The organism is Longimycelium tulufanense (genome assembly GCF_014645795.1).
GTDB lineage: Bacteria > Actinomycetota > Actinomycetes > Mycobacteriales > Pseudonocardiaceae > Longimycelium > Longimycelium tulufanense.
The window spans coordinates 1-2,605 of sequence record NZ_BMMK01000088.1 but is presented as its reverse complement, the minus strand read 5'-3'; the positions used below and the strand labels follow the sequence as shown (position 1 = coordinate 2,605).

Annotated in this window: 7 protein-coding genes; all 7 read left to right on the top strand. The window is 67.2% G+C overall.

What is annotated here, in order from left to right:
- Positions 1 to 353: DnaB-like helicase C-terminal domain-containing protein (locus tag IEY55_RS31575; protein WP_189062250.1), on the top strand; the 353-nt coding region annotated here is incomplete at its 5' end.
- A gap of 274 nt (positions 354 to 627) precedes the next feature.
- Positions 628 to 792: a hypothetical protein gene (locus tag IEY55_RS31570; protein WP_189062249.1), complete on the top strand. Its 165-nt coding sequence runs from the start codon at positions 628 to 630 to the stop codon at positions 790 to 792.
- Between the two features lie 131 nt (positions 793 to 923).
- Entirely contained in the window at positions 924 to 1,121 is a 198-nt protein-coding gene (locus IEY55_RS31565) for a hypothetical protein (RefSeq protein ID WP_189062248.1), read from the top strand.
- Entirely contained in the window at positions 1,118 to 1,372 is a 255-nt protein-coding gene (locus IEY55_RS31560) for a hypothetical protein (RefSeq protein ID WP_189062247.1), read from the top strand. The genes IEY55_RS31565 and IEY55_RS31560 overlap by 4 nt, the downstream gene beginning before the upstream one ends.
- A complete protein-coding gene (locus IEY55_RS31555; protein ID WP_189062246.1) occupies positions 1,369 to 1,638 on the top strand; it encodes a hypothetical protein in 270 nt (89 codons plus the stop codon). Before IEY55_RS31560 ends, IEY55_RS31555 begins: the two co-directional genes overlap by 4 nt.
- On the top strand, positions 1,631 to 2,038 hold the full coding sequence (locus IEY55_RS31550) for a hypothetical protein (protein WP_189062245.1): 408 nt from the start codon (positions 1,631 to 1,633) through the stop codon (positions 2,036 to 2,038). Before IEY55_RS31555 ends, IEY55_RS31550 begins: the two co-directional genes overlap by 8 nt.
- Positions 2,035 to 2,499 carry a hypothetical protein gene (locus IEY55_RS31545; RefSeq protein ID WP_189062244.1) on the top strand — a complete coding sequence of 155 codons (465 nt, stop codon included), beginning with the start codon at positions 2,035 to 2,037 and terminating at the stop codon, positions 2,497 to 2,499. Before IEY55_RS31550 ends, IEY55_RS31545 begins: the two co-directional genes overlap by 4 nt.
- Positions 2,500 to 2,605 lie beyond the last annotated feature (106 nt).

Below are 2,605 nucleotides of genomic sequence, written 5' to 3'. Positions count from 1 at the left end.
AGCTGATGAACGGCGCAGATCCCCGCCTGCCACGCCAGGAGCAGGTGGCCCAGTTCTCCCGCGAACTGAAGCTCCTCTCAAAGGAGCTACGGGTGCCGGTCGTGGCCTTGAGCCAGCTCAACCGCGGCCCGGAACAGCGTACGGACAAGCGCCCCACGATCGGCGATCTTCGCGAGTCCGGCGCGATCGAGCAGGACAGCGACATCATCGCCCTGCTGTGGAAGGACCCGGCGCCAGACCACGACGGCGAGATCATGTTCATGATCGCCAAACACCGGCAGGGCCGGTGCGGTGACGTGTACCTGCAGTGGGCACCGCACTACGCCCGAGCCCGGAACCTGCGCGCAGTCTGACCGAGAAACCCTGAGATCGCGCAGAAGCCTTCACCCGTTTTGCCCCTTTCCCCCCTCGCCTCCGCTGACACTCGGCCGCCAGCAAGGCAATCGACGGTCTTCTTGACGCCCTCCCCTGTGTGTCCCCCGCATCTCTTGTCCGATCCCGCCCCCTGCCCGGGGGGCTTCTTCACCTGATGGAACCAAGACCCACCCCCTTGTTTGTTTACGGTAGTTGACATAAAGTGTGTCCTGCGCGAACGGTCACCGACTCCTCATCGAGAGGGAGATTTCGATGCACACCAACAGGCTCTACGGGCAGATCGCCCGCCGCGAGCACCCCACCAAGAGCCCCAAGACCGCCGCCAAGGCCGCGAAGTCGGCCGAGCGCGACCAGGTGCGCCGCGAGGTCACCGCCGAGTTGGCCCGCCTGGGCGTCATCACCGTCACCGGCGCTTAGCAGACCTCCGGTCCGGCCGTGTTGCCCCCTCCGCGGCCGGACCGGACCCCCAACCCCACAACAAGCAGGGCGGCCGGCCGCCCGGACGGCACCCGGAACGACCGGCCTTGACCAGAGAGGACAGAATTCTCATGGCCCGCCAACAGCCTATGCAACGGCCTTCACCGGAAGCACGCGAGTTCGCTGCGGCCGAGCTCGAGCGGCTCGCCAACACGTTCGCCGAGTACGGCCCCGGCAGCATCATGTTGCTCGACGACGTTGCGCACATCCTTCGGAACGCAGCGAAGAACCACCGCCGGAAGGCGCAGGACCGTAGGGGCGCCCGGTGAGCGCCCGCGACATCAAGGCCGGTCAGCGAGTGCGCATCACCCGCACCTACACCGACTGGCGTGGTACCACGCGTCACGAGTTCCAGGGCATCATCCGCAGCGCCACCCCCGTTCCCACCGGATGGGCCGTCATGTTCGACGACCCCCAGGTCCGCAGTTCATCCCTCCACATCGGCACGGTGCGAGGCAGCGGGTGGGAGCTGGTCACCACGGCAACGGTACTCAACGAACCCGCCGGCGGTGCCCGATGAGCGCCCCGACCGTATCCGCTGACACCACCGTCGCCGCCCTGCGCCAGCAACTCGCCGCAGCCCAGTGCGAAAACCATCTTCTCCGCGTACAGCTCGGCGCGGTCGTCGACCACATCGTCGACACCGCCCTCATCGGCTGCCGAAACCTCGGCGAACACCAGCCCGACACGGCCGAGCAGAACCGGATCGCCGAACGCGTGCGCACCAACGTCATGCGCATCGCCTACGCCGCCACGCAAACCACCCGAAGGACCATCCATGGCTGAGAACACCATCCTCAACCTTGACTGCCACCTCTCCTGGCCCGCCAACGGTGGCACCGCGACCGGAAACTGCATCCAGTCCGTCGCCGACAACGGGCTCATCGTCAACACCCCAAGCCCCTTCTACGACTACGGCGGCGAGGTGGTCGCGGTCCCCGACGTCACCCTCACGGGCACCACTCTGACCTTCGACCTGACGCAGTGGCAGCTCGTCGACATGCGCTTCCGTCGGACCGTGACGATCGCCTTCCACACCACCACGCCCGGCGCGCCCAAGTACCGGGGTATCGCCGCCCGCTACGTCCGTGAGGCCCGCCATCTGATGGCCGATCAGGTCGAGACCTGGGCTGCGCAGATCATCGCCGAGGACAACCAGCAGGCCAGCAAGGAGGCCGAGCAGTGAGCAACAGCCATACGAACCTCGCGGCTCAGCAGGCCGCCGGTCTCCGTGCCCTTGCCGACATGATCGAGGCAAACCCGAAGCTGGCGGAGAACTTCAACTACGCGCTCACCCATTCCGGAATCCGCGCCCACCTTCGATGGGGCGACCGGGCAGCCGAACTCGGGCACATCGCACGGATCGCCAAGCGCCACGGGGCGACGGTCAGCAAGGACATCGATGATCAATGGCATAACCTTGCGCTCAACGTCGGTGGCATCAAGGTCGAAGTGCTGGCTCGCCGGAACGAGGTGTGCGAGCGCATCGTGGTCGGCACCCGCGAGGTCGTCGAAGAGGTCCCGGACCCGGAGGCGATGGCCGCGGTGCCTACGGTGAAGCGGAAGCGCACCGAGGAGATCGTCCGCTGGGAGTGCCGTCCGCTACTCGCGCAGGACTCCGACGAGACGCGGGACGGTGCGGCATGATCTACCGCGACGGCACCTACCTCGCCCGGGCCGGGGAGAACCCGCCGGAAACGGCCGCGCAGCACCGCGGGCAGGCCCTACGGCTGCTCGACTCCGCGGAGTACGG